A 6,399-nucleotide genomic window follows, 5' to 3' on the forward strand; every position below is an offset into this window, starting at 1 on the left:
CACTTCCTTTTGACCCTTAATGAGTTGTAGCAGTAGGGGTAAGTAACTTTCCAAAAGCTTTGGGTCTAAGCGAGTTAACATCAATTTGGAATACAAGATGTCATTTTCGGAAAGTAATTCTTCGTCTCCTTCAGCAACAACAAACATTTTTTAATTAAAGCTTTGTTTTTCCACTTCAAGCGTTTGAATTCTTCTTTAAGTTTGCTATGTTCTAAAGCAGTTATAATCTTTTGGGACTCGCCAGCGTCCTCTGTTGAAACTTTTCCGATCAATCTAGCATGGGCATCGTGGAAGATTTGCACATATTTTTCGTCCGAAAAGGTTGTTGGCCCGTAGGATCTCTCATATTTGGGATTATTCACTTGTTTGTTAATTTCATCGATCAAGAACTTTCTTGTAAATTTATCTACCTTTATTTTACCTTTAAGAATCATATCAATAATTTTAAAGGCCTTTTTTTCAAGTTCCTTGTACTTTTTCTTTACATTCTCCTTTTTTGCTTTGTTAGCTTCTTTTTGAGCTGCTTCTAAATTAGGATTGTTTCTACCAACTTCATCTTTAATCCATATATCCAAATTTTCTTTATAAAATTTTGTTGAAAGAAGTCTATAATCAACAATATAGTCTGGATCGCCTTGGCTTTTAAAAAGAGTTTCCGTCTTTTTTGCAATTTCTTGCTTTGGAAAAGAAAGGGCACCAACTGCTGCCATTTCTTTTATAGCAGTTTTAATAGCTTCTATCTTCTTGTATCTTAACAATTCATTTTTGTTCATAGAGCCTTAAACACCTCTCTATTCGCTGCCGTGCGGTACAAAGTGAAATCAATTTCTCTAAACATACCAGCTTTTCTAGACAGTTTTATATATTTTACAATGTCATCGTGTAAATTTAGCTTTCTTGCTCTTTTACAAATTTTATTTATCATTTCATCAGCCTCTTTTTCGGTTAAACCGAAACCAGTTTCCTTGGATAATAAGGTTATTTGCCTTGCTTCAATAAAACCTTTAAACCGTTCCATGAGTGGTTCAAAAAGATTTTTAATTACTTCAAAACGCTTATCATTTTTACGATTTATCTTTAAAATTTCTTTTTTGCGTTTGTTAATCTGGTCAATTAACGCATCAATATTTCGAAATTCCTTATCAAAAATAGTACTAACACTAAATAAAGCCATGAAGGTCATTCGACCAGTTCTAAAATCATTGCATCTAAGACACCCCATTCCAGTATCACCACAAGAAATGGTTGTGACACAATCGCTGTCAACTTCCGTAAATCGGTTTGCTTCAGTGTTAATTGATTTTAGAGGAGTCTCAACTTTGAATTCGTTTAGGTAGTCAAGGAAGTTTCTTAATACAACATACGCATTGCTGCCTTCAATTCCCTTCGTTTCATCGTAAAAGGCACTCACGAGCTCTCTTGCGGCACCAATATGGCCTTCGTTCTCTAAAGTTTTGAATACCTGAAATACGTCTGCCATAATTTTTGTGTAAGCCCCTATGGATTTGTTATTTCGGTGACCGATATTCATAACTATTTGTACTAAAGGTAAATTTGCATTAGAGTGAATTGTATGAATAAAAGCATGACGTAAGTGATGCGGAGTGAACAAAGGTTTTCCTAATAACTTTTCCCATTCGGGTGAGCTCTGGTACATTAATTTGTTTTTAAAATCGACAGGGGAGCCATGCACAATATCGTATTCTTTTTGTAATTCAATAAAATAACTTCGAATAGATTCAGCACTAATTGCTCCATAATTTCTTCTTGTGCTTGGAAATAGGTATTGATCCTTGATAGGCACCCCAGTACCTTTATATATAAGTTCTGCTCCTTTAATTACTTCATTAAAAACATCAATGTGTATATAATCGAATACAAAAATTCCTTCTTCGGATTGTTGACCTCTCTCAAATACTTCTTTTTTATCATAATTTCCCTTTACAGTTCTGATAAATACATATTTTTCATCTGCGGAAAGGGAATTCTTCACTCTTGCCAATTTCAAATTTCGAATTTCTGTCAGTCTTCTTCCAGTTAGTAGCACAAACCAAATCAACCTATATATGAAAAATTCATATAAAAATTTTTGAGTTTCCATGGATTGGAGACTTTTACCGAATGTTACTTCGTTTAATTCCCCTTGAACAAAACCTTTTTCTCTTGTTTGATTAATCTTATGAGCTATTGCAGAAATAACCTGACCGAAGGCGGCACCTTGAAGAGGGGTATGATTAGTATCTTTCCCAATATTCGGACTCCATTTAGTGCTAAAAATTGAAATATCGTAATAATAAGGACTGTTTTCGCCAAGTATATCTTTGTTAAAAAACTTAAAAACCGTAGGTACGTAAATTAATAAAATCTTACCGTCTACCTCGTTTTTTTCTTGAAGCCATAAATCTCGATGATGAGCAGTAATATCTGCAATCTTTTCTACTCCATCATCCAAAGCAACAAGAGAGAGATCGCACCAATTTTTAATGATTCTCCGTAGGTAATCTAAATTCTTTTGAAGTTCTTCTTTACCATTAATTGTAATTATGTTACTTTCGATGAATTGATAAATTACAGTTTGCATCTCTGTACCGTCAAGCTCTTTAATTTTTGAGCGGAAAAATAAGTGAACGGAGAAAATGAAATATATTATCTTTATGTTCCTTCGCTCCAATTTTTACTAATACCGGGTATATCTTATCTATAAATTCTAAAATATCATGTTTATGATATGGGTTTTTTCTCTTAAACACCCCCGTTTTTCTGTGGGTATCAGCTGATACGGCGTTTAAGAATTCCTTTACTATAGTTTCCTCCGTCAAATCATTGATTTTATAAAAAGCATTCAGAGAAAAAAGAAACTTTCGGTTTGTTGTATTAATTAGTTCATCAAGTTTAGGAAAACCGTCAGGTTTTGTTAGGTTATAGTAATCTTCCATCAAAGCCTTAATAATCCCATGATTTTTCCATTGGTTATTATCATGAATAAAGAGGTCACTAATAAAATCTCTATCTTTTGGAATCCTAGAACAAGCCATAAGCATGATTAAATACGTTTCAAAGACTTTATGATTGCTGGCAAATGGATGGAGTGTAAGAAAAACATCTACCTCTTTATCCACTTGTTTCTGTTCATTTTCATACAACAACCAAGCTTGCGTTGGTGTTTCTATCTCTTTTGTTTCAAAATATTTAAACAAGGTTTTAAAAGCACTTATATGAGTCGACTTTGAGCTGAAACCATACCCATCTCTAACCTGCAAAACCTCATCATATGTAAACAATCCACCCTTCCTTAAAATGAAGGGGACTAAAGGTGTATCCATTACTTTTAATGCCAACGCTAACCCCGACCTTTCTATGAAAACTTTAAAAGTATTAATCGTAAATGGAATTTTTTATCTTTTCTAACTCTTTTAAAAATGTTTTAAAACTTAATTCAGCCTCTGTTACTGTTTCATGCAGATGCTTCTGTACTTTTTGCATTATTTCTATTTCGCTAATACCAAGCCAAGTGTTCATCTTTTCAATACAAATTGAAATTCTGCTTTGAAGAATGCGTAGTTGTTCTTTGTGCATAGTATCATTATAGTTTTGGTATGCCCCCTGCTCGGTGGTCTTTTTGTTTATAATTGACTTATTCTGTACAAAGAAAGGAGAAATAAAAAATGGAGTGCAAATTTTGCGGTAATGAAACAAAAAACGAGTATGATCCTTATCCTAATGTTTGTGAAAGTTGCTATGATGAAATAAACAATGATGATCCTCATGGCGAATGGATAGATTATGAGTGATCCTAAAATATGTAAGTTCTTATCCATTACTTGCGTATTTTGATTTTTTTACATCTATAAAAGACATACTGCCATTTACAGCATTTTTTATTGCCAAATACAGTTATTTGTTTTTGAGGATGCCTTTCAGGTGTTCTCTTTTTATAAATCTTGCACAATCAACACAGTGATGGCTTCTATAATTTGCTCTATTCCCTTATGCCTGATTGGGAAAAGAGGAAGGCGATTTTGGATGAAGAAATAGGAAGAGAGTGGTAAGCCTTTCCGATCGAAGGGCCTTTTTTTTGCTTGTAAAATCTCCTTTTATTCCAATCAGTAAGGCAAATACTTTTTAGTAAATGGGTTTCATCTTTTTGTTATGAATTCTAAACGTATCGGTAAAAAACTTATTTCCCACCCTTTTAAAAACAAGATTTTTTACGAAGAACTATACGTGTAAGGAGTGATAATGATTAAAATTTCTTTGAACGATTTTATATATATGGTTTTATGCTTTCTCTTTAGTATTTACGAAATGTTTATCGACAGCAAGCATGTCTTCATATCAAAAATTACCGGAATGATTTCCCTCTTTTTATCTTTATGGATGCTTTTTTCAATTTTAATGTCTGTGAAAAAACAAGACTGATATAAATGTTGGTTTTAAAGATATAGATTTATGTGAAGTGATTAACATAACCTTGAGGTAGAGATTAAGAATAAGAATAGGAGAGAATTAGTTTGAAAGAATTTGTTGTTTGTTTTACCTTAGAGAATGATATTAAACGAGAGAAAATAATAAAAGCAGCATATGTTAAAAAAGAAGAGGTTGTAAATGAGATATTAGAAAAGATCGGACATAGTAAGTACTATATTGCAAAAGGAGAAAAAGGGGAGTACAGGATCAATACTTCTTTAATTCGTTTTGTAAGTGTTCTACATGAAAAAGAGGTGGTCTAAAACAAGCTATAAATCCGGCCGTTGGTTAATGAAGGTTTTTTGTACACCTTTACAGAATTAATAATAAAGGAAGAACTAAAATTTTAGAGAATTTCTGTGAGGAGGATAATAGATGAACAAAACGGAACTTATTAATGCAGTAGCTGAAGCTAGCGAGATTTCAAAAAAGGATGCTGGTAAAGCAGTTGATACTGTTTTTGATGCAATTTCAGATGCTTTGAAAAATGGTGATAAGGTTCAATTAATCGGGTTTGGCAACTTTGAAGTTCGTGAACGAGCAGCCCGTAAAGGCCGCAACTCACAAACAGGTGAGGAAATCGAAATCGCTGCTAGCAAGATACCTGTTTTTAAACCAGGTAAAGTGCTTAAAGATGCTGTGAAATAATTACATAAATTACATTGTTAGGTGCGATGAGATACAAGGCCACGGAGAATTCTATGGCTTTTTTCTAATTTAATAAGTTTTAGCAAAAACGAAAATCCTATAAACATCCCATAAATGTAAATATATTACCGATGAACCATCCTGAATTGTATCGTACAATTATCGTGTGCTTTGTGGCTTATTAGTTTCTGCATACAGTACTTTCCTATAATTAAGTGAGGTACTATAAGAAAAAGACTGAGTATTATTCTTAGCCAAATATTAAATATTTTTTTCAAAAACAATAATTACTCAAGAAAATTAAGTGCTCCCTATTTTGACTTGTTCTTGGGCTTTCTGTGAAGCATAGGGCTTAATTTTTTCCTCTGTTGTTTGTTTCTCCCCTGGTTCTGATTCCAAAAACGCTTTTAAGAAAAGGGAAGCTCCATTTTTAACGCTAGATTCCTTATTAAGCTTGTATTCTTTCAATTCCTTAACAGCTAATGCTTTTTCGCTTTTCTCCTGAATCAATTCCCCTTTATAGATTGAATCTGGAATACCAGGAACCCGCAACCAAAATTATTAAAGCAGCTGCAATAACTCCTAACAAGCAGCCTTTTATTTTAGGGTTGGAAAATAAACGCTCTTTCCTTTGGCGGCAAAATAAAATCATTAGAAAACCCGCTTTCACCCAAAAAGAACATAATTTAACCCTGTAGCATTGGCTAACAGGGCTTTTTGTTACAGCAAATGAGGACTAACCCGCTGATAGTAGGGGGCCTACCAACAAAACACGCAAAACATACGCTAAGCAAATTTCGACATCAAAAAAAACCGATTTTTCCTATGCTAAGAAAATCGACTTTATTTTAAACAATGCTGATATTGATAATCAAAAAAAGGTCCGATAAGGCTGTGTTAAACTTGCCTGTTGATTGAATCTAAAGAAGCTTCGCTACTAAAATTTTTAATTTTGGCACTCCTTTTTAACTTTTTATACCAATTATGAATTCAGAGAAAAAATATCTAAAATAAAAAAGGCAACTCATATTCAATTTCTTGAATGTTAGAGTCGTCTTTTTTTTGTAAATTTACTATAACACTTTCGGTCTGAACAAGTTAGATGTGAACAAGAGTAGTACCAACAATGATAAGCAGAACGAACAATACAACGATTAATACAAAACTGCTGCCGCCGCCATAGCCGCCGCCATAGCCACTACCGTAGCCGTAACCGCCTCCATATGATCCCCACATATCTTTTCACCCCCTTTTGGAAGATTAGAGAAAAAACTCTCTACACTA

General features: G+C 33.3%; 8 protein-coding genes. 3 read left to right on the forward strand and 5 right to left on the reverse strand.

The window, feature by feature from the left end; translation table 11 throughout:
* Nucleotides 1-80 precede the first annotated feature (80 nt).
* The 3 genes from V7266_RS07510 to V7266_RS07520 are packed head-to-tail and all read right to left on the reverse strand — an operon-like array spanning nt 81 to nt 3,338.
* The gene (locus V7266_RS07510) at nt 81-773 is read right to left on the reverse strand and encodes a hypothetical protein (protein ID WP_335467157.1); all 693 of its coding nucleotides are present in this window, start codon (nt 771-773) and stop codon (nt 81-83) included.
* The gene (locus V7266_RS07515; protein WP_335467159.1) at nt 770-2,581 is read right to left on the reverse strand and encodes a hypothetical protein; all 1,812 of its coding nucleotides are present in this window, start codon (nt 2,579-2,581) and stop codon (nt 770-772) included. The genes V7266_RS07510 and V7266_RS07515 overlap by 4 nt, the downstream gene beginning before the upstream one ends.
* Nucleotides 2,582-2,600: 19 nt before the next feature.
* Complete coding sequence (locus V7266_RS07520; protein ID WP_335467161.1) at nt 2,601-3,338, reverse strand: hypothetical protein; 738 nt, start codon at nt 3,336-3,338, stop codon at nt 2,601-2,603.
* A 603-nt stretch (nt 3,339-3,941) separates the two neighbouring features.
* Here V7266_RS07520 and V7266_RS07525 point away from each other — a divergent pair.
* The 3 genes from V7266_RS07525 (at nt 3,942) to V7266_RS07535 (ending at nt 5,115) form a co-directional block, all read left to right on the forward strand.
* Complete coding sequence (locus tag V7266_RS07525; RefSeq protein ID WP_335467163.1) at nt 3,942-4,049, forward strand: YgjP-like metallopeptidase domain-containing protein; 108 nt, start codon at nt 3,942-3,944, stop codon at nt 4,047-4,049.
* A 462-nt stretch (nt 4,050-4,511) separates the two neighbouring features.
* Complete coding sequence (locus V7266_RS07530) at nt 4,512-4,730, forward strand: hypothetical protein (RefSeq protein WP_335467165.1); 219 nt, start codon at nt 4,512-4,514, stop codon at nt 4,728-4,730.
* Nucleotides 4,731-4,842: 112 nt separating this feature from the next.
* Nucleotides 4,843-5,115 carry an HU family DNA-binding protein gene (locus V7266_RS07535; protein ID WP_335467167.1) on the forward strand — a complete coding sequence of 91 codons (273 nt, stop codon included), beginning with the start codon at nt 4,843-4,845 and terminating at the stop codon, nt 5,113-5,115.
* Nucleotides 5,116-5,415: 300 nt separating this feature from the next.
* On the opposite strand, the gene V7266_RS07540 is transcribed toward V7266_RS07535, so the two are convergent.
* Nucleotides 5,416-5,625: a hypothetical protein gene (locus V7266_RS07540; protein WP_335467169.1), complete on the reverse strand. Its 210-nt coding sequence runs from the start codon at nt 5,623-5,625 to the stop codon at nt 5,416-5,418.
* Between the two features lie 588 nt (nt 5,626-6,213).
* On the reverse strand, nt 6,214-6,351 hold the full coding sequence (gene yjcZ, locus V7266_RS07545) for a sporulation protein YjcZ (protein WP_335467170.1): 138 nt from the start codon (nt 6,349-6,351) through the stop codon (nt 6,214-6,216).
* Between the last annotated feature and the right edge of the window lie 48 nt (nt 6,352-6,399).

Origin of the sequence: Neobacillus drentensis (assembly GCF_036965645.1) — a bacterium.
Classification (GTDB): domain Bacteria; phylum Bacillota; class Bacilli; order Bacillales; family Cytobacillaceae; genus Neobacillus; species Neobacillus drentensis_D.

Excerpts from the sequence above, each read along its gene's own strand:
- V7266_RS07515 (WP_335467159.1), bottom strand. The coding sequence starts at position 2,581 with ATGCAAACTGTAATTTATCAATTCATCGAAAGTAACATAATTACAATT.
- V7266_RS07535 (WP_335467167.1), top strand. The coding sequence starts at position 4,843 with ATGAACAAAACGGAACTTATTAATGCAGTAGCTGAAGCTAGCGAGATT.
- V7266_RS07510 (WP_335467157.1), bottom strand. The coding sequence starts at position 773 with ATGAACAAAAATGAATTGTTAAGATACAAGAAGATAGAAGCTATTAAA.
- yjcZ (WP_335467170.1), bottom strand. The coding sequence starts at position 6,351 with ATGTGGGGATCATATGGAGGCGGTTACGGCTACGGTAGTGGCTATGGC.